Origin of the sequence: Streptomyces sp. NPDC001480 (assembly GCF_042894725.1) — a bacterium.
Taxonomy (GTDB): domain Bacteria; phylum Actinomycetota; class Actinomycetes; order Streptomycetales; family Streptomycetaceae; genus Streptomyces.
Map to the genome: position 1 here is coordinate 38,448 of NZ_JBIAVX010000014.1, position 21,605 is coordinate 60,052.

Below are 21,605 nucleotides of genomic sequence, written 5' to 3' on the forward strand. Positions count from 1 at the left end.
AAGATCGGGCCGTGGTGAACTTTCGTCCCCTGGTCAACCCGGAGTCGAGCCGTGTCCGTCGCGGGGCTGCGGTGGCCGTTCCGGCGGCCGTGATGCTCGTGCTCGGACTGTGGGGGCTCGACCGCGGGGGCATGTGGCGCGACGAGGCGGTCACCTTCCAGGTGGCACGGCGCACGGTGCCGCAGATCTGGCGCCTGCTGCACGGGGTCGACGCGGTGCACGGCCTGTACTACCTCCTCATGCACGCCGTCCTCGCCCTCCACCCCGGCGAGGTCCTGCTCCGGCTGCCGTCGGTGTGCGCGGCGGTGCTGGCCACGGGCCTGGTCGCCGCGCTCGGCACCCGGCTGGCCCGGCCCCGCGTCGGACTGTGGGCCGGGCTGCTGTACGCGGTCACGCCGATGGTCGGGCACTACGCGCAGGAGGGCCGGTCCTACGCCCTGGTCGCGGCCGGCGCGGCGGGGGCCACCCTGCTCCTGGTGCGGGCGGTGCCGGCCGGCGGCCGGACCTGGTGGGCGTACGGCGCGGTCCTCGGCGTCACCTGCTGGCTGCACGAACTCGCGGTCCTGCTGGCGCTCGCCCACGCCGGGACGCTCGCGCTGGCCCGGGTGCCGGCCGCGGTGTGGCGGGGATGGGGCCGCGCGGCCGGGGTCGTGGCGCTGGCACTGCTGCCGATGGTGGTGGTCTCGCACGCCCAGTCCGCGCAGCTGGCCTGGGTGCGGGAGCCGACGATGGAGACCGCGGGGGCGTTGCTACGGGAGTTCGCGGGGCCGACCTCCGGCGTGTACTGGGCCTGCCTGGCCCTGGCGGCCCTCGGGCTGACGCGGCTCGTCGGCGGCCGTGGGGAGTTGACGTGCGCGGGGGTGGCGCTGCCGCTGGCGGTGGTGCCGCCGACGGTCCTCATGCTGGCCTCACGCCTGACGCCGCTCTACGTCGACCGGTACGTGCTGTACGCGCTCGCGGGGGTGCCGCTGCTGGTGGCGGCCGGGGCGGACCGGGTGGCCGAGCTGCTGGGGCGTATCGGCCGGGCGGCCGGACCGCTGGGACGCGTCCGCCTCCGGAACCCGCGCTTCCCCTCCCCCCTCCTCACCCTCACCGGCGTCCTCGCCGTCGCCCTCGCCCTCGTCCACCAGTTGCCGGTCCTCCGCCAGGACCGCTCCCCGGACCACCGCCCCGACAACCTCGCCGCCATGTCCACGGACGCCGCCCGTGAACTGCGCCCCGGCGACCCCGTGCTCTTCCTGCCGTCGCACGCGCGGAGCACCGCGCTGGCCTATCCGGCGGGCTTCCGCGGCATCCGGGACGTGGCGCTCGCGGCGGGTGCGCCCGCGTCCGGGACGTTGTACGGGCGCGAGGTGGACCCGGACCAGCTGCGCCGCAGGCTGGCCGGGCTCGACCGGGTCTGGGTCGTCGCCGAGCGGCGCTTCTTCCGCTCGCCCTGGTACCCCGGCGACCCCACCGACCGGGCCAAACTGGACGTCGTGCAGGACCGGTTCGCGCTGCGGGAGGAACGGGCGCGCGACGGTGTGGTGCTGCGGCTCTACGTCCGCAGGACCCTGGCTACGGGCAGCCTTGCCCATCCAGCGCGGCTGCGTCCAGGGCGGTGGTGAGCCGGTCGAGACGGGTGCGCAGCTCGCTGATCTCCGCCAGGTCGAAGCCGGTCGCCTCGACGATGCGGCGGGGCACCTTCAAGGCCCGCTCGCGCAGTGCCGCGCCCTCCTCGGTCAGGCGCACATCCACCGAGCGTTCGTCGCGGACGCTGCGCTCGCGGCGGACCAGGCCGGCCGTCTCCAGTCGCTTGACCAGCGGGGAGAGCGTCCCGGAGTCCAGGCGCAGATGTTCGCCCAGCTTCTTGACCGGAAGGTCGCCGTGCTCCCACAGCACCAGCATCACCAGGTACTGCGGGTAGGTGAGACCGAGGTCCTTGAGGATCACGCGGTATACGCCGTTGAAGGCGCGGGACGCGGCGTGCAGCGAGAAGCAGATCTGACGGTCCAGGTGGAGCCAGTCGGCCTCGGGGGCAGGGGCGGGGGACGGGGTGGCGGTCATGGCTCCAGGATAGCTCTAGCGAGTCATTTAGTTGTGTGCAATTGAATTGTGTGCTCTACTTGTCGTCGTGAGGCGGCCCACCAAGGAGCCGCCGGAACGTCACTTCGAGAGGGATGGTCATCCATGGACGCGCTCTACACCGCTGTCGCCACCGCCACCCACGGCCGCGACGGTCGCGCCGTGTCCTCCGACGGCAAGATCGACCTCAAGCTGGCCCCGCCGGTGGAGCTCGGCGGCAACGGCGAGGGCACCAACCCCGAGCAGCTCTTCGCCGCCGGTTACGCCGCCTGTTTCGGCAGCGCCCTCGGTCTGGTCGGCCGCCAGGCGAAGGTGGACGTCAGCGACGCCGCGGTGACCGCCGAGGTCGGCATCGGCAAGCAGGGCGAGGGCTTCGGCCTGAAGGTGACGCTGCGCGTGGAGCTGCCCGACACCGTGGACAAGGAGACCGGCCGCAAGCTGGTGGAGACCGCGCACCAGGTCTGCCCCTACTCCAACGCCACCCGCGGCAACATCGAGGTCGACCTCGTCATCGAGTAATCCCGGTCACCTGACGGGGATTCACCTCATCGAGTGAACCTCTCGCCCGGCGTGCCCCTGCGCGGGCACCGGCAGCGCACGCCGGACGAGAGGTTCCAGCAGCAGCGGCACCCCGACCACCGGCAGCAGCCAGGCCAGCACGATCAGCCGGTCGCCCCAGATGTTGATGTCGGGGTGCGCGGCCTGGGTGAGGATCCCGGTGCCCGCGGCGGCCAGCAGGAAGCAGCCGAACGCGCGCCGCCGCAGCGCGCCCCGCGCACCGGCCGCCAGCGCCGCCAGGAACAGCGGCTCCCACAGCTGCCGCCGGATCCACTCCAGCCAGAAACCGGCCTCCAGATGCTCCAGGTCCCGCCACGGGCGGACCCGGTCCGGGCGGGAGAAGTGACCGGTGAGCAGGTCCTGGAGGCTCTCCGCTTCGGACGGGTAGTGCAGCAGCCGGGCCAGCAGCACCGTCCCCAGAGCGGCCGAGCAGCCCATGACCGCGATCGCCGTCACCCCGCGCCCCGGAGCCCGACCGTGCCGTCGGCGCCGTACCGCGACCGCCGCGCCCGCGACGGCCAGGCACGCCCCGAGGAACAGCGCCTGCGAGTGCTTCACAGGGAACAGCGCGAGCAGCGCACCGGCGGCCAGCGCCACCCCGGCCCGGGCCCGTCCGGTCAGGGCCAGCGCGCAGCCCCACAGCGCGACCAGGGTCAGCGCCAGCAGCAGGCCCTCGGTCATCGGACGCATGGCGGTCGGACCGCACGGCAGCACGTAGAACAGCGCCTGGCCGGTCAGCGCGAGCGGCAAGGGGACGGACAGGGCGCGCAAGGTCAGGAAGACGAGCACCCCGCCCGCGACCGTGACGACGACACTTGCCGCCCACACACCCCAGGTCACCCCGAACGCCGTGACGAACGGCACCAGGAACACCGGATAGCCGGGCCGCGCCTCGAAGAACCGGCGCAGCCGCGGGCCCACGAACGGCGCGACGTGCCCGTCCGTCTGCCCGGCCCGCAGCCGCCGGTCCACCAGCCGCGACTCCTCGGCCCGGCACTGCGCGAACACCTGCCGGGCGGGGTCCGGCCGGTGGTAGCGCACCACGTTCACGCTCTGGCCCCGGCGCGCCATGGACGCTTGGCCCTCGCACACCCAGTCGATGGTGGCGGCGGCCGCAGCACGCTTGTCCTCGCCGCTCAGGCTCAGCGCGTACGAGACGTAGCTCTTCGAGTCGGGGGTGTCCCGGCCGGTGACGTCGGCGAGCTGGAACAGCGCGAACACGGCGCCCAGGACCAGGACCCAGGTACGCGGCCTCATGTCGACGCGAGCAGGTCGTGCCCGGCGGCCGGTCCGGGCACCACGGCGGATTCCGGCTCCGGCACCGGTTCCCCCAGCAGCAGCGTCCGCACCACCCGCTCGGCGGCCCGCCCGTCGTCGAACTCGCAGAACCGGGTCCGGAAGTCCGCCCGCAGCCGCGCCGACTCCTCGTCCCGCCACGCCCCCGAGGCGAACAGCCACGCCAGCTCCCGGTAGGAACGCGACACATGGCCCGGCGCCTCCGCCGTGACGTCGAGGTAGGCGCCCCGGCTCGCCACGTACGCCGGCCAGTCGTCGGCGTGCACGACGATCGGCCGGTCGAGGTTGGCGTAGTCGAACATCAGGGCCGAGTAGTCGGTGACCAGCGCGTCGGAGGCGAGCATGAGCTCCTCCACGTGCGGTTCGTCCGTCGCGTCCACCAGCACGCCCCGCCGGTGCAGTTCGGCCAGGCCCAGCCCGCGTGCGGGACCCGGGGCGACGGTGGGGTGCAGCCGGACCACGAGGGTGTGGCCCTCGCCGAGGTCGGCGGCGAACCGGGCCAGGTCCACGCGGTCGACGTGGCCGCCCCGGTGGTAGTCGCGGCGGGTCGGCGCGTACAGCACGACCGTGTGCCCCTCCGGGATGCCGTGCCGGGCCCGGAACCCGGCCCCGTCGCCGGGCGTCGCGTTGACGAGGGCGTCGTTGCGCGGGCTGCCGGTGCGGACCGAGGTGAAGTGGCAGGGGTAGGCCCGCTCCCACACCAGCTCGGAGTGGCGGTTGGCGACCAGGCTGTAGTCCCAGCGGTCGGCCCGGCGCAGCATCTGCGGCACGTCGAAGCCGTACCGGGCACCGGGCTTGCCCAGCAGATCGGCGCCCATGTACTTGAGCGGGGTGCCCTGGTGGGTGTGGATGTACACGCTGCCGGGCCGCTTGACCAGGGTGCCGGGCCAGTTGACGTTGTTGACGAAGAACTTCGCCCGCGCGGTGACGTCCAGGTAGCGCGGGGAGTCGACGAGCACGTACTCGACGTCCGGGGGCAGCCGCCGCGCCTCCTCCGCGTCCCCGACCACCCACACCCCCCGGATGTGCGGCGCGAGTTCGCGCGCCGCGCGGTACACGGCCGCCGGGTCGCCGAGCACCCCCTTGTGGGAGAACGCCGAGTACACGGCGAGGTTCGCGTCCAGCGGGCGGCGGGCGTGCAGCCCGGCCAGCCCCCGCCTGGCCCGCCCGGCCACCGCCTTGCGGACCTCCAGACCGCGCCGCCCGAGCTCCCGGCCGGCCCGCCCCGACTGCCGCTTGACCTGGTACATCGCGTAGCTGCCGGTGAGCAGGCGGACCTCTCCCTCGACCCGGGCGCCCGGGGGCCGGTGCCCGGCGAACATCCGGGCCGTGCGCCGGAAGAACTCCGCCTTGTCGGAGGGCGGCAGCCGGTCCGGCTTGGCCAGGATGTCCAGGCAGTGCTCGCCCATCTTGCGGTGCAGATAGGGCCGCCAGGCCGCGAGCGCGGGTCGGGAGCCGACGAACGCGAAGACCCGCTCGTACTGGTCGTGGATGTCGAAGTGCTTGCGGCTGGTGGTGGACAGGATGTTGCCCTGGCGGCGCTGGCGGTAGTTCACGCAGATCCGGTCCAGGGCCGCGATCCGCCCGGCGCTGAGCATGACCGGGAAGGTCCAGGGGGTGTCCTCGTAGTAGCCCGGCGGGAACTCGAAGCCGTTCTCCTCGACGAAGTCCCGCCGGTAGACCTTGTTCCACACCACCATCAGCAGGTCCAGGATCTGCGGGTACTCGGCCGCCGTGAAGGTGCCGGGACCGGCCTCCGTGAGCAGGTGGGCGAGGACGTTGCGGCGCATCCCGCCCCACCAGTAGGTGCGCGCGTAGTCGAAGACCAGCACGTCCGGGTCGCCGGACTCCGCCAGCCGGTCGGCGATGGCGCCCAGCGCACCGGGGGTGAGGGTGTCGTCGCTGTCGAGGAAGAAGAGGAAGTCGCCGGTCGCACGGGGCAGTCCGGCGTTGCGGGCGCGGCCGAGGCCGACGTTCTCCGGCAGGTGCAGCACCTTCACGCGCGGGTCCCGGGCCGCGTACTCGTCGAGGATGGCGCCGCAGCCGTCCGGCGAACAGTCGTCCACGGCGATCAGCTCCAGGTCCCGGAAGGACTGCTCCAGAACCGAGTCGAGGCACTCGCGCAGGAACCCCTGCACCTTGAAACAGGGGACGATGACGCTGAAGCGGGGCACGGCGGGTCAGCTCCTCACGAGGGTCGCGGCGGCGGGGGCGGGGATGCGCTCCGCGAGCGGGATCACCGGCGGGATCGACTCCGGCGGCTCGCCGAGCAGCACCCGCCGTACGACGCGCTCGGCGGCCCGGCCGTCGTCGAAGTCGCAGAACCGCCGCCGGAACGCGGCCCGCAGCTCCCGCGACTGAGGCCCCGCGTAGGAGCCGTCCCGGAAGACCCGGGCCAGCTCCTCGGGCGTACGGGCCACCGGGCCGGGCGGCGCGGCCATCAGGTCGAAGTAGACGCCCCGGGTCTCCTGGTAGACCTCCCAGTCGTCGGCGTACACCACGATCGGCCGGTCCAGGTTGGCGTAGTCGAACATGATCGACGAGTAGTCGGTGACCAGCGCGTCGGCGGCCAGGCACACGTCCTCCGAGGAGCGGTGCGCGGTGACGTCGATGATCCGGCCGCTGCTCCCGCCGAGCCCCCGGTCGTAGAAGTAGTGGGCGCGCAGCAGCACGACCACGTCCTCACCCGCCGCCTCGCAGAAGGCCTCCAGGTCGAGACCGGTCTCGAAGCCGGTGTGGTGGTCGCGGTGGGTCGGGGCGTACAGGACGGCGGTCGCGTCCTCGGGGACCCCCAGCTCGCGCCGGATCCGGGTGACGTCCTCGCCGGTCGCCGTGTAGAAGACGTCGTTGCGCGGATAGCCGTACTCCAGCGCCTCGTACGAACCGGGGAAGGCACGCTCCCACACCTGCGTGGAGTGGCGGTTGGAGGAGAGGTTGAAGTCCCAGCGGTCCACCCGGCCGAGCAGCTTGGCGAAGCTGCCGGTCTGCGCGGCCACCACCGGGTACGTCGACTGGTCCACGCCCATCTTCTTCAGCGGGGTCCCGTGCTGGGTCTGCACGTGCACGCTGCCCGGCCGCTTGACGACGCCCTCGGCGAAGTTGGCGTTGTTGACCAGGTACTTGGCGCGGGCCAGCACCTCCCAGTAGCGGCGGCTGCCGATCACCGCGTAGTCGACGCCCCTGGGCATGGCGTGTTCCTGGCCGGGCTCGACCAGGAACACCGAGCGGATGTGCGGGGCCAGTTCCCGGGCCTTGGCGTGGATCGCGGCCGGATTGCAGGCGTAGCCGCGGCCCCAGTAGGCGCAGTACACGGCGAGGTGCGGGTCCAGCGGGCGGCGCAGGTCGCGCGCGTACCGCAGGCGGGTGCGCACCGCGCGGGGGCGCGGTACACCCTCGACGGCCCTCACCACCCCCTGGTTGGCGCCGCGCAGCGCACGGAACGCCGTGTACGCCCCCGCCGCCAGCAGCCGGTGCTGCACCCCCAGGCTGCCGCCCGGCACCCGGAAGCCGGCCGGCCGGTGCCGCCGGTACAGGCGGCACGCCCGGCGGAAGAAGACCCGGCGCCCGGAGGGCAGCCGCTCGGGCCGGGAGGCCGTCTTCAGCACGACCGAGAAGAGCTGCTCGAACAGCGCCCGCGTCCGCTCGGCGGGCAGTTCCCGCTGGGCGGCACCGGTCAGCACCAGCTCCACCTGGTTGAGGAGGTCGTGCTGGTGCGGCCCCGGCAGGTTGAGCCGGCTGCCCTGCCGCCGCAGCCGGTGCCGCAGCACGACCTGGCGCAGCACCGCGATCCGCTCGGCGGCGAGCGTGGTCAGCCCGCCCCAGCCGACGTCCGTGAAATGGCCCTCGGGAAAGGCCAGTTCCTGCCCGGTGACGAAGGAGCGACGGTAGGCGGCGCTCCACGGCGGCAGCTGCACACCGGTGACCCCCGGTGCCCGGTCCGGGGCGAAGGCCCCCTCCGGAGCACTCGCCAGCAGCGGCTGCGCCGGGTTGCTCGGCTCGCCGTCCCACCAGGGGGTCCGCAGGTGCTCGAAGTACAGCACGTCGACGTCCCCCGTCTGAGCCAGCCGCGCGTCGAGCATGGCCAGCGCGCCGGGTACGAGGACGTCGTCGCCGTCGAGGAACAGCAGATACGCGCCGGTCGCCGCCCGCGCCCCGATGTTGCGCGCCCCGCCGCGGCCGGCCGAGGGCGGCGAGTGGACCGGGGCCACCCGGGAGTCCCGCTCGGCGTATCCGGCGGCCACCTCGGCCGCCGGGGTGTCGGGCCCGTCGCAGACCGGGATCAGCTCCAGGTCGCCGAAGGACTGGGCGAGGACCGAGTCCAGTGCCTGGGACAGCCGGCCGGCGACCCCGTGGGACGGGACGATGATGCTGAAGCGGGGCATTCTGCTCTTTCTGTTCTCTGTCCTGGCGCCAGTCCTTGCCGTCCTGGGCTCAGGCCGTACGGGTGCGGCCGGGCCGCCCGGCCGGCCGCCAGGTGGACGGCCGGGACGGAGTGGGCCGCGAGGTGCTGCGGGGCATGGGAACTCCCAGAAGGACAAACGGCGTTCAGCGGCTCTCGGTGACGGGGACGGGGCCGGAAGGTTGCGGCACGGTGGCGAGCGGGGAGCGCGCGGGCACCGACACCGCCGACGGCACCGGGTTCCGCTGCTCCAGCGGCACGACCCTCGGCAGCCCCGCCGGTTCGCCCAGCACGACGTGCCGTACGACCCGCTCGGCGGCCCGGCCGTCGTCGTGCGGGCAGAAGCGCTCCCGGAACGCGGCGCGCAGCTGGGTGGAGCGGGAGCCGCGCCAGTGGCCGGTGGCGAAGATGTCGACCAGCTCGTCCTCGGTGCGCGCGACCGCGCCCGGCGGGAAGGCGCGCAGGTCGAAGTAGGTGCCGCGCGCCGCGTCGTACGCCTCCCAGTCACCGGTGTGCACGATGATCGGCCGGTCGAGGTTGGCGTAGTCGAACATGATCGACGAGTAGTCGGTGAGCAGCGCGTCCGAGGCGACGCAGAGCTGCTCGACGCTCGGCCGGCCGCTGACGTCGATGATCCGGCCGCCCTCGCCCGGGGACCCGCCGGGCCGGCCGTGGCCGAGGGTGAGGATCACATGGCGCGGGCCCAGGCGGCGCAGGATCCGCTCCAGGTCGAGGGCGGGGCGCTGGGTGCGGCGGTAGTCGCGGTGGACGGGGGCGTACAGGATCGCGACGGCGCCCTGCGGGATGCCGAGCGACTCGCGCAGCCGGGTCACGTCGGCGGAGGTGGCCCGCTGGAGGACGTCGTTGCGCGGACTGCCGTACTCCAGCGTGGTGTAGCGGCCGGGGTGGACGCGCTCCCAGGTCAGGGTGGAGTGGCGGTTGGCGGACAGGACGTAGTCCCACTTGTCGACGCCCTCGAGGAGCTCCTCGAAGTCCGTGTCCCGGGCGGCCGCCGGACGCTCCTGGAGGTCGAGGCCCATGTGCCCCAGCGGGGTGCCCTGCTGGGTCTGCACGAACACCTGGCCGCGGCGCTTGACCAGGCGGCGGTCGAAGTCGGCGTTGTTGACCAGGTACTTGGAGCGGGCCAGCGCCGTCCAGTAGGCGGCGGTGGCGGGGCGCACCCGGCGCGTGCCCGGCGGGACGGTGTGCTGGTGCTCGGGGCGGGCGATCCAGGCGGTGCGGACGTGCGGGGCGTGCGTGCGGAACGCGGCCTCCAGGGCGCCCGGGGCACAGCCGTGCCCGCGGTACCCGTGCGCGGCGAACACCGCGCGGTCGGCGCGCAGCGGAAGGCGCAGCTGGATCCGGTAGTGCAGCCGGAGCGCGGCGGCCCGCACGGCACGGGCGGACTTGGTGGCCGCCTTGCGTGTGCGGCGGACCGCCGAACCGGCCAGTTGGAGGGCGCGGTAGGTGCGGTGCAGGCCCAGGCGGACCAGGGTGTGGCGGAGACGGACGCGCAGGGGGGCGGGGGCGCCGGGGGCGCGGTAGCGGCGCAGATGGGCGCGGGCCATGCGCAGGAACTCGGCGCGGGTGCCGCGCGGCAGCCGGTCACGGCGGGTGTAGACCGTCACGAGGTGGTCCGCCATGCGGCGGAACAGCTCCGGCCGCCACCGGGCGAGCTCCGGCCGCTCCTCGACGTGGGCGAACACCCGGTCGTACTGCTCGAAGACGTCGAAGTGCTTGCGGCTGGTGGTGCGCAGGATGCTGCCCTGCCGGCGCTGCCGGTAGTGCACGCACACCCGGTCGAGCGTGGCGATCGACGCGGCCGTCATCAGCACCGGGAAGGTCCAGGGGGTGTCCTCGTAGTAGCCCGGCGGGAAGCGGAAGCCCTCGCGCTCGACGAACTCCCGCCGGCAGGCCTTGTTCCAGGCCACCATCAGCACCTTCAGCAGTCCTGGGCGGTCCTCCAGCCGGAAGGGTGCCGGGCCTTCCTCGGTCAGCAGGCGCGCGACCTTGTTGCGGGCCGCCTCGCCCGTCCAGTAGGTGCGCGCGTAGTCGTAGACCAGGACGTCCGGCTCCCCGGTCGCCTTGATCCGGTCGGCGATGGCGCGCAGCGCGTCCGGGGTGAGGGTGTCGTCGCCGTCCAGGAACACCAGGTAGTCGCCCCTGGCCTGCTCCAGGCCCGCGTTCCGGGCGCGGCCCAGCCCCTGGTTCTCGGGCAGGTGCACCGCCCGCACGCGCGCGTCCCGGGCCGCGTACTCGTCGATGATCGCCCCGCAGGCGTCCGGCGAGCGGTCGTCCACGGCGATCAGTTCGAGATCGGGGTACGACTGCGAGAGCACCGAGTCCAGGCACTCGGGCAGGTACGCCTGGACCTTGTACGCGGGGACAATGACACTGAACCTGGGCAAGGGACATCCATGGGTCGGTCGGCGCGGGCGTTCTGCCCGGGAACGGCCAATGGAGTGACCTGGTTACGGTTTGTACGGCATGTGGGGGACGCCGAAGTGAACGGGGAAGGGCGGGCCGGTGTCCCGGCCCGCCCTTCGGAACGGGGTTGTGCGTCGCCTACTTGACCGCGCCGGCCATCACGCCCGTCACGAACTGCCGCTGGAACGCGAAGAACACGGCCAGCGGGATCACCATGGAGATGAACGCGCCGGGTGCCAGGACGTCGATGTTGTTGCCGAACTGGCGTACCTGCGTCTGGAGCGCGACCGTGATCGGCTGGCTGCCGGACTTGGTGAACACCAGCGCGACCAGCATGTCGTTCCACACCCACAGGAACTGGAAGATGCCCAGGCTGGCGATGGCCGGCCCGCCCAGCGGCATCACCACCCGCGCGAACAGGCGCAGTTCACCGGCGCCGTCCAGCCGGGCCGCCTCCAGCAGTTCGCGGGGGATCTCCGCGAAGAAGTTCCGCAGCAGGAACACCGCGAAGGGCAGGCCGAAGCCCACGTGGAACAGGACCACCCCGAGGATCGTCCCGAACAGGCCGATGTTGCCGAACAGTTCGGCGATCGGGATCAGCGCGACCTGCACCGGCACCACCAACAGGCCCACCACGCCCAGGAACCACCAGTCGCGGCCCGGGAACTCCATCCACGCGAAGGCGTAACCCGCGAGGGAGCCGATGACCACGACCAGGACGGTCGCCGGGACCGTGATCAGGACGGTGTTCCACAGCGAGCTGGTGATGTCGCTGTTCTCCAGCAGCTTCTGGTAGCTGTCGAAGGTGAGCTGGGACGGCTTGCTGAAGACGTGCCACCAGCCGGTCGCGCTCATGTCCTCCGGTGCGCGCAGCGAGGAGACGAGCAGCCCGATGGTGGGCACCAGCCAGAACAGGCCGACGACGATGAGGAAGACGCGGACCAGACCGCCGCCGAGCTTCTCCACGAGCCTGGAGCCCAGCGACTGCCTGGCCTGCACGGTCTCGGCGGGCGTCACCTTGCCCAGACTTCCGGCGTGCGTGGTCATCGCCGCACCTCCCGCCTCAGCCGGCGAATATTGAACAGCATCACCGGGATCACCAGCAGCAGCAGGAACACCGCGATGGCGCTCGCGATGCCGGGCTGGCTCTCCGCGAAGCCCTTCCGGTACAGCTCCAGGGCGAGCACGTTCGCGTCGTCCTGGGAGGAGCCCGGCGCGATGATGAAGACCAGGTCGAAGACCTTCAGCACGTTGATCATCAGGGTGACGACGACGACCGCGAGGACCGGCGCGAGCAGCGGGACGGTGACCTTGCGGAACACCTGCCACTCGTTCGCCCCGTCCACCCGGGCGGCCTCCAGCAGCTCCCGGGGCACACCCGCGAGCCCGGCCGCGATCAGCACCATCGCGAAGCCCGCCCACATCCAGACGTACGACCCGATGATGGCCGGGGTGACCAGCGACGGGCCGAGCCAGTCGACGCCGTTGTACGGCTCCTTGAAGTTGCTCGCGGGCAGTCTGAGCCGGGCGCCGTCCGCCGCCGCGGGCAGGGTGAACGTGCCGTCGCCGGCGGCCTTCGCGGAGGCCACCACCTTGCCGTCCTCGACCGCCTCGATCCGCATGCCCGAGTAGCCCAGCTCGGACGGGTCGGGAGCGCCCAGCCTGCCGACGCCCTTGCCGCGGGTGAAGTCCTGCCAGGTCGTGCCGGTGATCTTGCCCGGCTCCGGCTTCGCCGCCACCGCCTTCTTCGCGCTGTCCGGCATCTGGTCGGGGGCCACGCCGACCAGCGGCAGGGTGACGGCCTGGCCGGTGTGCACGGGAGCCGACGTGATGAAGCCGCCCCCGTCGGGCTTGAGCGGCGACTCGCGGCCCGGGTGCGCCTTCGGGAACGCCGAGGACTGGGCGAAGGTGTCGTGGACGCCGACCCACACCGCGTTGGCGACGCCCTTGTCCGGGTCCTGGTCGTACACCAGCCGGAAGATGATCCCGGCCGCCAGCATCGAGATCGCCATCGGCATGAAGACGACCAGCTTGAACGCCGTGCCCCAGCGCACCCGTTCGGTCAGCACCGCGAAGACCAGACCGAGCGCGGTGGAGACCGTCGGCGCGAACACCACCCAGATGATGTTGTTCTTCAGGGCGGTGCGGATGCCGTCGTCGGTGAACAGGGCCTTGTAGTTGTCGACTCCGGCGAAGCCGTCACCGTTCGCGTTGTAGAAGCTGCGGATGACCGAGTACCCGATCGGGTAGACCACGAGCGCGCCGAGCAGCACCAGGGCGGGCAGCAGGAACAGGACTGCCACGGTTCTGCGGGTGCCGGTCACGCTCTTGCGGCTCTTCGGTGCGGCGGGGCCCGGTGGGGCCCCGGCCGCCGCTGCCGACGCCATCGCCGGATCAGCTCCCGTTCCCGTAGGCCGCCGCCGCGTCCTTCTCCAGCTTCGCCTGCGTACCCGCGACGTCCTTCGGGTTCATCAGGAAGTCCTGGAGGTCCTTCCACTCACCCTTGCCGGGGGTGCCGCCGAAGGCCTGCGGGGCCTGGTCGGACATGTCGAAGCGGAAGTCGTCGCCCGAGGCGATCAGCGCCTTGGCGATCGTGCGCTGCACCTCGTTGGGGTAGTCCGAGTTCGGCACGTTCTTGTTCGGGGACAGGTAGCCGCCGAGCTTGGCCTGGATCGACGCCGCGTCCGGGGAGGCCAGGAAGGTGGCCAGCGCCTGGGCCGCCTTGGAGTCCTTCAGGATGACGGCCGCGTCACCGCCGGAGACCACCGGCGCGGACGAGCCCACCGCCGGGAACGGGAAGACCTTCGCGTCCGTGCCCACCTTCGCCTTGGTGTCACCGATGTTGACCTGCGCGAAGTCGCCCTCGTAGACCATGGCCGCCTTCGGCTGGTCGCCGCCGGTGAAGGTCTGGGTGACGGAGGCCGGGAACTCGGTCTGGAGCGCGCCCTTCGCACCGCCCGCGACATAGTCCTTCTTGCCCCAGATCTGGGCGAGCGTGGTGAGTGCCTGCTTCACCGAGGGGTCGGTCCACTTGATCTTGTGCTGGGCGAGCTGGTCGTACTTCTCCGGCCCCGCCTGCGAGAGGTAGACGTTCTCGAACCAGTCGGTGAGGGTCCAGCCGTCGGCGCCGCCCACCGAGAACGGGGTGATACCGGAGTCGTACACCGCCTGAGCCGCCTTCAGCAGCTCCTGCCAGGTCTTCGGCTCCTTCGCGCCCGCGCCCTCGAAGGCCTTGACGTTGTACCAGACCAGCGACTTGTTGGCGGCCTTGTAGTACACGCCGTACTGCTTGCCGCCGACCTTGCCGATGTCCTGCCAGCCCTGCGAGTAGTTCTTCTGGAGCTCCTTGACCGCGTCCGCGCCGAGGGGCTTGGCCCACTTCTTGTCCACGGCCTGCTTGATGGCGCCGGGCTGCGGCAGCAGCGCGATGTCCGGCGGCTGACCGCCGGCGATCTTGGAACCGATGAAGTTGATGATCGGGTCCTGCGCCGGTACGAACGTGACCTTGGCGCCCGTGCGGTTCTCGAACTCCGCGAGGACCTTCTTGAAGTTCTTCTGCTCGGTGCCGGTCCAGACGGCGGCGATCTCCAGGCTCGCGCCGTTCAGCTTCGGGAGGGAGACGGTGGAGCCGCTCGCGCTCGCCCCACTGCTGCTGCCGCCGTCGTCCTTCTTGTCGTCGCTGCCGCTACAGGCGGTGAGCGCCAGCGCGCCCGCGAGGAGGACGGCGAATGTCGTGACGGCCCTGTTTGTCCGGATGGTGTTGCTGTTGCTACGCATCACTGCCCCGTTCTTCGTTCTTCGTTGAACGTATGAGCACTGTCCCGTGGCGTCCGGTCTACGCCGGGTGACTCGAAGGCGGCAAGAGCGCCTGCGGTGTCGACCGGGGGATCGTGACCGGCTCGTGATCAGGCCCGTATGCGCACTACGGAGAGCTACAGGAGCGAGGGGACTTCCGCGGCCGCCACCTGCCGCGCCGCCCGCTCCACCGCACTCGCCAGCAGGGCCAGATCCGTCGGACCGTTGCCCAGTTCGCGGACGGGACGGCGGGTCGGCGGGTCGCCCATGCGGTGCCAGTCCAGGGGGACGACCGTGGGGCGCTGGGTGGCGGTGCGCGGGATGCGGCCGGTCACCCGGCCGCCCTGGAAGGGGGATATGCGCCCGTCGGCGTGGACCAGCCGGCCGCGTCCCGGCGCCGGTTCGTCCGGGCCGGAGGACGGCGCGTCCAGGGAGACGCGGAGGGTGGCCCGGCGGGCCGGTTCCGACTCCGCTGTGCGGCCACCGGGGCCGGTGGCGGCCACCAGGTGGACGCCGAGCCGCTCGCCCTCCTTGGCCACCGCCTCCAGCGCGCGTATCACCGAGCCCGCGGCGGGCCGCCCCGGTGAGCCGAGCGCGGGGGAGACCAGCGCGTCGAGGTCGTCCACGACCACCACCAGCCGGGGCAGCGGCGGCGGCGTCGTCTCGGCCTGCCGCCGGGAGGCCGCCCCCGGCCGCAGCCGCATGGTCGAGCTCGGCGGTGCCTCCAGGTCCCCGGTCCCGCTGGTCCCGCCGGCCCCCGGCGCGGGCCGCCCGGCCGGGGTGCGCTGCGCGACGATCCGGCCGGAGACCTCGCGGTGCGTGTGCCACTCGGCGAAGTCGCTCCGCCCGAGCAGCTCGGCCCGCCGCTTCAGCTCGGCGCTCAGGGACTGCGCGAACTCCCGCATGCGGACCGGGTCGTTGGCCGTGAGGTGGGTGGTGACGTGCGGTATGTCCGTACAGGTGCGCAGCCCGTCGCCGTGTGCACCGCCGGTGCCGACGCCGTCCCTGCCGTCGATCAGGACGATGCCCAGGCGGTCGGGACGCTCGGCGGCGGCGAACGAGGCGACGACGGCCCGCAGCAGCTCCGTACGGCCGCTGCCGGGCGGCCCCTCCATCAGCAGGTGCGGCCCTTCGGCGACGAGGTCGGCGCAGAGCGGCCCGCGCGGCCCGGCGCCGAGCACCGCCCACGCCCGCCCGCCGAGCGACTCCGTGTCGTCGGCCGCGTCCGCCCAGCGCGCCATCAGGGAGGCCGGGGTCGCGCGGGCGAGGCCCAGTTCGTCCAGGAGCCGCGCCGACTGGGGCAGCGGTGCCGCCACGCGCGCGTGCCCCTCACCGACCGTGCCGTCCGTACGCAACGGCGCCAGCGCCCGCGCGAACCGCTCCGCCCAGGCGGCGGAGACCGCGTCGACGGCGGCGACCATGCCGGGGCCCACCGGTCCGGCGGGGGCGCCGGGGGTGTCGGTCCTGGCGACGCGCGTCAGCCGCAGGGCGGTGGCGACATCTCCGCTGAGCAGCGCCACGGCCCCGCAGGCGCGGAAGGTCGGCGCCGCCGCGCACGCGGCCTCGTACGTGTCCGTCACCGGCGAGGCGGGCGAGGCCGGAGCGGTCTCGGCCAGGCACACCACATGGATCCCGGCCCGGGGCCCCTCCAGGGCCAGTCGCGCCACCGACTCCCGCAGGGCGGCGCCTCCGGGATCGCCGTCCACGACGACCACGGTGAACGGCCCGGGGAAGCCGGGGTCCGCGCCGATGTCGTCCCGCGCCCAGGAGGGCCGCCGGGCCGGGCGGCGGGAGTCGGGGGCCGCCGGGGTGTGCGCTGAAGGGCTGTGGGCGGTAGGGGCGTGCGCGGAAGGGGCTGCCGCGTCCGCGGCCTCCGGTGCGGCATACCCACCGGTGCCGGTGCCGGTGCCGGTGCTGGCGCCGGTGGCCGGGCGTCCGTCGGCCGTCGCCGGACCCGCGCCGGACGCCTGCCGGATCACCGGGTCGTCGAGGCGGCGCAGGAGTTCCTCGGTGCGGGCCGCCGCCTGTTCGCGGTCGTAGGCCAGCAGGAGACGGCAGTCCTGGCCGTGGCCGGGCCGTACGTGGGGCAGCCAGCCGAGCCAGGACCACTCCGCGGTGCGCTCCTCCAGGGGCCGGGCGCGGTCCGGGCTGAGCAGGACGATCTCCAGCGCGTCGGGGGAGTGCAGCGCGGCCAGCTGGGCCAGCACCGCGCGCGCCAGCCCGGACAGCCGCGAACGCGGTCCGGCCAGGCCGAGCGCCCCGGCTTCCCGGAGGTCGGCGGTCACGGGGACGGCGGGCAGCAGGCCCGAGCCGTCCGGCATGGCGCGGTCGGCGGTGCCGAGCCGGACCGTGAGGGTCTCCGGGTGGCCCGGCCCGCGCTCCCACAGCCGGGGCCCGGGGCCGAGCGCCGTGAGCAGCAGTGCCGCCGGGTCCGGCCAGGTCTCCGGCTGCTGCGGCAGGGGGCCGGCCAGGGGCGGGGCGGTCTCGCCGGCGCCCTGCTGGTCGTACGCCCGAGGGTCCGCCGCGGGCTCGCCGCGTCCGCCGGTCAGCCGTCGCGCCCACGCGCCGAGCCCGCCGCGCCTGCGTACGCCCTGCGGGACGTCGGTGCCGCGGAGCGGGGTGGCCTTGCGGGTGCCGGAGGCCGGGCCCGGTGCGGCGGGGTCGTCCGACGTGCCGTGCGCCGTGAAGGCCCCGCCGACGCCGCCGACCCCGAAGAGGCCCGCGTGCGTGTCCCCGCCGTCCCGGCTCTCGATCCGGGGCGCCCCGCCCTGCCCCGGCACGACCGGCTCCGCGGGCCCCTGTTCCCGGGCGTCCGGTGGCGCGCCGGCGGTGCCCCAGCCCGCCGAGCCGTAGGTGTGCTGCGTGTGTCCCAGGGGCGTACCGTCGCGTCCCACGCGCGCGGGAGCCGTCGCGTCCCCGGGGGTGACCCGCACGCATCCCTCCCCGTCGGGCATCGTCTCCACCCGCGCCCCGGGCCCCCCGGACGGAGTAAGCCGCAAGGCCGATTCGCCGATCCGCAGCAGCGCCCCCGGGGCGAACCGCACCTGCCGGTCGCCCACGCGCGTGCCGTCCAGCGTCGTGCCGTTGGTGGAGCCCAGGTCGGCGACCGAGACGCGGCCGTCGGCGGCGACCGTGACCGCGCAGTGCAGGCGGGAGACGTCGGGGTCGTCCAGCGGGACGTCGGCGTCTGCGGAGCGGCCGATGGTGACCTGGCCGCCGTGCAGCAGGTGGACGCCGCCCGCGTCCGGGCCCGCCACCACGTGCAGCTGCGTCGGGGCGTCGTCCAGCTCGGGGTGCGGTTCGGGTTCGGCGGGGGCGCCCACGGACAGCACGGCGCCGTCGATCAGCGGGGGCTCGCCCAGAGTGGCCCGGCCGGCGTCCAGCCGCTCCACGCCCGCGTACAGCACGACCGTGGTGCCGGCGGCCTCCCGGCCCCCGTCACCGGCGACCGCCGAGGCCAGCGCCGACGCCACCGCGGCCAGGGCCGTGCCCGCGGGCGCCGTGACCAGCACGTCGCGGCTCGCGGCGCGGCCCCGCTGCGGAGAGGGGCTCAGCGGGTCTACGACGGTCAGCCGGATCTGCATCGCCGTCAGCGGTCCCTTCTGCGCGGGCGCGGACTTCCCCCACCACACACGAGCACGTAGGCCAGTACTGCACGCATCCTCGCACCCGCCACTGACAACGCGCCCCTCACCAGGCGTCAAGTGATCTTGATTGGTCAGCTCTGTCCCTAAAAGTGCCTGACCAGTAGTGCACGGGCGATCACTTGAGATCGGTCACGTCCGGCCACGGCAACCTGGAGACCGAGGTGAGCGTCTTTCCTTCGAACGTGCACCGGAACGCTTACGTAGTGCCTTGGGGGGCGGCACTACAGTGGGTCGGAATAGGTAAGCGGTAAGGGCAAGCAAGCAACAGGGAGCGCATGACGTGCGGCCGGTAGGCAGCAAGTACCTGCTCGAGGAGCCGCTCGGACGCGGCGCCACGGGCACCGTCTGGCGAGCCCGCCAGCGTGAGACCGCGGGCGCCGAGGCGGCCGTGCCAGGCCAGCCCGGCGAGACCGTCGCGATCAAGGTCCTCAAGGAGGAGCTGGCGAGCGACCCCGACATCGTCATGCGGTTCCTCCGGGAGCGCTCCGTCCTGCTCCGGCTCACCCACCCCAACATCGTCCGGGTCCGCGACCTGGTGGTCGAGGGCGACCTGCTGGCGCTGGTCATGGACCTCGTCGAGGGCCCCGACCTGCACCGCTACCTGCGCGAGAACGGCCCCCTCACCCCGGTCGCCGCCGCGCTGATGACCGCGCAGATCGCCGACGCCCTCGCCGCCAGCCACAACGACGGCGTCGTCCACCGTGATCTGAAACCGGCCAATGTGCTGCTCAGGCAGTACGACGGCCAGATGCACCCGCTGCTGACCGACTTCGGCATCGCGCGCCTGGCCGACTCCCCGGGCCTCACCCGCACCCACGAGTTCGTCGGCACGCCCGCCTACGTCGCCCCCGAGAGCGCCGAGGGCCGCCCGCAGACCTCCGCCGTCGACATCTACGGCGCCGGCATCCTGCTGTACGAGCTGGTCACCGGCCACCCGCCGTTCTCCGGCGGCAGCGCCCTGGAGGTCCTGCACCAGCACCTGAGCGCCGAACCGCGCCGCCCCTCGACCGTCCCGGACCCGCTGTGGACGGTCATAGAGCGCTGCCTGCGCAAGAACCCGGAGGAACGGCCCAGCGCCGAGAACCTGGCGCGCGGCCTGCGTGTGGTCGCCGAGGGCATCGGCGTGCACGCCAACAGCGCGCAGATCGCCGCCGCCGAGGGCGTCGGGGCACTGCTCGCCCCCGACCCGGCGCCGACCGCCGTACCGGGCGTGCCCGGGGCCGCCGACCCCACGCAGGTGCTGCCCACGGGCCCGGCGCCCGGAGCGTACGACCCGAACGGGGCGACCAGCGTCCTGCCCCACACCGGCGGCCCGGCGGGCGCGGCCGACCCCACCGCCGTACTGCCGAACACCGGGGCCGCCGACCCGACCGCGGTCATGCCGCCGATGCCGCAGGGGCAGCCCGGCGCCGGACCGCAGGGCCAGCCGCCGGAGCAGCCGCACCCCTGGCAGAACCAGCTGCGCGCCGCCCGCGACCGCAACGAGCAGACCCAGATCCAGTACCTCGACCCGAACGAGGACCCGCTGCGCCGCCGCCCGCAGCGCCAGGTGGCCCGCCCCCAGCAGCAGCCCCCGCAGCAGGCGCGCCCGCAGCAGCCCCAGCCGCGCCAGGCCCGGCAGCGTCAGCAGCAGGGCCCGCCGCCCGGCTACGGCCAGCCGCAGCAGCAGCCCCAGCGGTACGCCGCCCCGCAGCCGCAGCAGTACGCCCCGCCCGCTCCGGCGGAGCCCCGGCGGCCGGCGCGGGAGCCCCGGGAGCCCCGGCAGCGCAGCGCCAACCCGATGAAGATCCCCGGTCTCGGCTGCCTGAAGGGATGCCTGTTCACGATCGTCATCCTGTTCGTCGCGGGCTGGCTGATCTGGGAGCTCAGCCCCTTGCAGCACTGGATCGGCACGGGCCGCAGCTACTGGCAGGAGCTGACCAACCTGGTCGACACGGCGACCAAGTGGGTCAAGGACCTCGGGAGCGGTTCCGGCGGCAAGTGATCGCTGGTTTGGGGATTTGTCGACATCTGACGGGTGATTTCCGTCTCCGCGGTGAAGGTTGGCTCCTCGGACGCGTACTTTTAACGACAACACGCGTCAGTAGGAGCAGTCTTGGCACGGAAGATCGGCAGCCGGTACACCGCCCACCAGATCCTGGGCCGGGGCAGCGCCGGCACGGTGTGGCTGGGCGAGGGACCGGACGGACCCGTCGCCATCAAGCTGCTGCGCGAGGACCTCGCCTCCGACCAGGAACTGGTCGGACGCTTCGTGCAGGAGCGCACGGCCCTGCTCGGCCTGGAGCATCCGAACGTCGTCTCGGTGCGCGACCTCGTGGTCGACGGCAATGACCTCGCGCTCGTCATGGACCTGGTCCGGGGCACGGACCTGCGTACCCGGCTCGAACGTGAGCGGCGCCTCGCGCCCGAGGCGGCGGTGGCGATCGTCGCGGACGTCGCCGACGGGCTGGCGGTGGCGCACGCGGCCGGCGTCGTGCACCGGGACGTCAAGCCGGAGAACGTGCTGCTGGACATGCAGGGCCCGCTCGGCCCCGGCGGCGCGCACCCGGCGCTGCTGACCGACTTCGGCGTGGCCAAGCTGATCGACTCGCCCAAGCGGACCCGGGCCACGAAGATCATCGGCACCCCGGACTACCTGGCCCCGGAGATCGTGGAGGGACTGCCGCCGCGCGCCTCGGTCGACATCTACGCCCTGGCCACGGTGCTGTACGAGCTGCTGGCCGGCTTCACCCCCTTCGGGGGCGGCCACCCCGGGGCCGTACTGCGGCGGCACGTGACCGAGACGGTCGTACCGCTGCCCGGGATCCCCGAGGAGCTGTGGCAGCTGCTCGTGCAGTGCCTGGCCAAGGCGCCGGCCTCGCGGCTGCGGGCGTCGGAGCTGGCGGCCCGGCTGCGCGAGCAGCTGCCGTTGCTGGCCGGGATGCCCCCGCTGGAGGTGGACGAGCCGGACTCGGAGCTCTCCGAGGAGGCCGCGGCCGAGGAGCCGGCGTACCCGGTGTCGCCCGGGGACGAGCCGGTGCGGCGGCGCGGGGCGGTGTCCCTGGTGCCGGGGGCCAAGCCGGACTCCAACCGGGACACGCACACCTCGATGCGCGTACCGGGGCCGGACGAGCTGGCCGGCGGCGCGCGGGGCACCGCACGTGCCCCCCGGGCCTCCGGAGCGCCCCGCCCCGGCTCGGCCCGGCACCGGGCGGCCGCCCGGCGGCGCAAGATCACCCTCGGAGTGGCCGGAGTCACGCTCGCGGCCGCGCTCGGGGTCGGCGCGTGGCTGGCGACGTCGGGCGACGACTCGGAGACGTCCCCGCAGAACACGCACACGTCTTCGACGCCGTGAGGAGAACGAGCCCGCCCGGCCGCGCGGCCCCGCACAGGCGCCGGGTGCCTCTTTCGGCCGGGGATGCCTGAAGGAACCGTTACGC

At 73.6% G+C, this 21,605-nt stretch carries 13 protein-coding genes; 4 read left to right on the forward strand and 9 right to left on the reverse strand.

Annotation, left to right across the window (positions count from 1 at the left end; translation table 11 throughout):
* The first annotated feature begins 11 nt into the window (after window positions 1–11).
* Entirely contained in the window at window positions 12–1,607 is a 1,596-nt protein-coding gene (locus tag ACFY01_RS31525) for a hypothetical protein (protein WP_390739153.1), read from the forward strand.
* Here the strand turns inward: ACFY01_RS31525 and ACFY01_RS31530 are convergent.
* On the reverse strand, window positions 1,558–2,046 hold the full coding sequence (locus tag ACFY01_RS31530) for a MarR family winged helix-turn-helix transcriptional regulator (RefSeq protein ID WP_390739154.1): 489 nt from the start codon (window positions 2,044–2,046) through the stop codon (window positions 1,558–1,560). The genes ACFY01_RS31525 and ACFY01_RS31530 overlap by 50 nt on opposite strands.
* A gap of 123 nt (window positions 2,047–2,169) precedes the next feature.
* On the opposite strand from ACFY01_RS31530, the gene ACFY01_RS31535 reads away from it, so the two are divergent.
* Complete coding sequence (locus tag ACFY01_RS31535) at window positions 2,170–2,583, forward strand: organic hydroperoxide resistance protein (RefSeq protein ID WP_390739155.1); 414 nt, start codon at window positions 2,170–2,172, stop codon at window positions 2,581–2,583.
* 21 nt (window positions 2,584–2,604) lie between these two features.
* On the opposite strand, the gene ACFY01_RS31540 is transcribed toward ACFY01_RS31535, so the two are convergent.
* The 8 genes from ACFY01_RS31540 to ACFY01_RS31575 form a co-directional block, all read right to left on the reverse strand.
* Entirely contained in the window at window positions 2,605–3,879 is a 1,275-nt protein-coding gene (locus ACFY01_RS31540) for a hypothetical protein (protein ID WP_390739156.1), read from the reverse strand.
* Window positions 3,876–6,092: a CDP-glycerol glycerophosphotransferase family protein gene (locus ACFY01_RS31545; RefSeq protein WP_390739157.1), complete on the reverse strand. Its 2,217-nt coding sequence runs from the start codon at window positions 6,090–6,092 to the stop codon at window positions 3,876–3,878. Before ACFY01_RS31545 ends, ACFY01_RS31540 begins: the two co-directional genes overlap by 4 nt.
* A 6-nt stretch (window positions 6,093–6,098) precedes the next feature.
* Window positions 6,099–8,300 carry a bifunctional glycosyltransferase family 2 protein/CDP-glycerol:glycerophosphate glycerophosphotransferase gene (locus ACFY01_RS31550; protein ID WP_390739158.1) on the reverse strand — a complete coding sequence of 734 codons (2,202 nt, stop codon included), beginning with the start codon at window positions 8,298–8,300 and terminating at the stop codon, window positions 6,099–6,101.
* 163 nt (window positions 8,301–8,463) lie between these two features.
* Window positions 8,464–10,725 carry a CDP-glycerol glycerophosphotransferase family protein gene (locus ACFY01_RS31555; protein WP_390739159.1) on the reverse strand — a complete coding sequence of 754 codons (2,262 nt, stop codon included), beginning with the start codon at window positions 10,723–10,725 and terminating at the stop codon, window positions 8,464–8,466.
* A gap of 157 nt (window positions 10,726–10,882) precedes the next feature.
* Window positions 10,883–11,791: a carbohydrate ABC transporter permease gene (locus ACFY01_RS31560; RefSeq protein WP_390739160.1), complete on the reverse strand. Its 909-nt coding sequence runs from the start codon at window positions 11,789–11,791 to the stop codon at window positions 10,883–10,885.
* The gene (locus tag ACFY01_RS31565; protein WP_390739161.1) at window positions 11,788–13,131 is read right to left on the reverse strand and encodes a carbohydrate ABC transporter permease; all 1,344 of its coding nucleotides are present in this window, start codon (window positions 13,129–13,131) and stop codon (window positions 11,788–11,790) included. Before ACFY01_RS31565 ends, ACFY01_RS31560 begins: the two co-directional genes overlap by 4 nt.
* 7 nt (window positions 13,132–13,138) lie before the next feature.
* Window positions 13,139–14,521, reverse strand: a complete 1,383-nt coding sequence (locus ACFY01_RS31570; protein WP_390739162.1) for an ABC transporter substrate-binding protein — start codon at window positions 14,519–14,521, stop codon at window positions 13,139–13,141.
* 155 nt (window positions 14,522–14,676) lie between these two features.
* Window positions 14,677–18,123, reverse strand: a complete 3,447-nt coding sequence (locus ACFY01_RS31575) for an FHA domain-containing protein (RefSeq protein ID WP_390739163.1) — start codon at window positions 18,121–18,123, stop codon at window positions 14,677–14,679.
* A gap of 343 nt (window positions 18,124–18,466) precedes the next feature.
* Here ACFY01_RS31575 and ACFY01_RS31580 point away from each other — a divergent pair, with 343 nt between their 5' ends.
* Complete coding sequence (locus ACFY01_RS31580) at window positions 18,467–20,170, forward strand: protein kinase (RefSeq protein ID WP_390739164.1); 1,704 nt, start codon at window positions 18,467–18,469, stop codon at window positions 20,168–20,170.
* A 111-nt stretch (window positions 20,171–20,281) separates the two neighbouring features.
* Window positions 20,282–21,520 (forward strand): serine/threonine-protein kinase, encoded by a 1,239-nt coding sequence (locus ACFY01_RS31585; RefSeq protein ID WP_390739165.1) that lies wholly within the window; start codon window positions 20,282–20,284, stop codon window positions 21,518–21,520.
* Window positions 21,521–21,605: the final 85 nt, after the last annotated feature.

Excerpts from the sequence above, each read along its gene's own strand:
- ACFY01_RS31540 (WP_390739156.1), bottom strand. The coding sequence starts at position 3,879 with ATGAGGCCGCGTACCTGGGTCCTGGTCCTGGGCGCCGTGTTCGCGCTG.
- ACFY01_RS31570 (WP_390739162.1), bottom strand. The coding sequence starts at position 14,521 with ATGCGTAGCAACAGCAACACCATCCGGACAAACAGGGCCGTCACGACA.
- ACFY01_RS31550 (WP_390739158.1), bottom strand. The coding sequence starts at position 8,300 with ATGCCCCGCTTCAGCATCATCGTCCCGTCCCACGGGGTCGCCGGCCGG.
- ACFY01_RS31535 (WP_390739155.1), top strand. The coding sequence starts at position 2,170 with ATGGACGCGCTCTACACCGCTGTCGCCACCGCCACCCACGGCCGCGAC.
- ACFY01_RS31530 (WP_390739154.1), bottom strand. The coding sequence starts at position 2,046 with ATGACCGCCACCCCGTCCCCCGCCCCTGCCCCCGAGGCCGACTGGCTC.
- ACFY01_RS31560 (WP_390739160.1), bottom strand. The coding sequence starts at position 11,791 with ATGACCACGCACGCCGGAAGTCTGGGCAAGGTGACGCCCGCCGAGACC.
- ACFY01_RS31565 (WP_390739161.1), bottom strand. The coding sequence starts at position 13,131 with ATGGCGTCGGCAGCGGCGGCCGGGGCCCCACCGGGCCCCGCCGCACCG.
- ACFY01_RS31575 (WP_390739163.1), bottom strand. The coding sequence starts at position 18,123 with ATGCAGATCCGGCTGACCGTCGTAGACCCGCTGAGCCCCTCTCCGCAG.